General features: G+C 71.0%; 1 protein-coding gene. It reads left to right on the top strand.

The annotated features are described in order from the left end of the window. A partial coding sequence (locus ACLD7X_RS18180) for a hypothetical protein (protein WP_411425091.1) occupies nt 1-538 on the top strand: 538 nt, incomplete at both ends.

Raw genomic sequence — 538 nt, 5'->3', positions numbered from 1 at the left:
CGAACATCGCGGTGAATGAGGGATCGCCCTTCGCCATCTTCGCGGTCACCGGCGCCTCCGGCCAGATGGTCCGGCTTGGGCTCGTCGCGGGCAATGCGGCGATGGTCGATGGCGTCGCCGGTGCCGACCAGGCCGCGGATTTCGGGCCGGGGCTGGAGTATTGGAACGGCAGCGCCTGGGTCGGCTACGTGGCCGACAGCTATGTCACGATCCCCGCCGGCGCCACCGCGCTGCTGGTGCGAACCCCCATCGTCAACGACGCCGCCAATGAAGGCGCCGAGGCGTTCCGGCTGTTCGCCGCCAGCACCGGCTCGGGCACCGGCGCCACCGGCATCGCCACCATCGCGGATGATGGCACGGGCACGCTGTTCGCCGACGGCGCACCGACCGTCGGCCCGCTTGGCGGGCTGGTGGCGCCGATCGATGCCGACGGCCTCAAGGATGACGACCGCCCGCTCGCCGTCGCGAACATCGCGGTGAATGAGGGATCGCCCTTCGCCATCTTCGCGGTCACCGGCGCCTCCGGCCAGATGGTCAG

Origin of the sequence: Aphanothece microscopica RSMan92 (assembly GCF_046613545.2) — a bacterium.
Lineage (GTDB): Bacteria > Cyanobacteriota > Cyanobacteriia > PCC-6307 > Cyanobiaceae > NIES-981.
The sequence above is the reverse complement of the archived record's forward strand: the minus strand, read 5'-3'. Positions and strand labels throughout refer to the sequence as shown.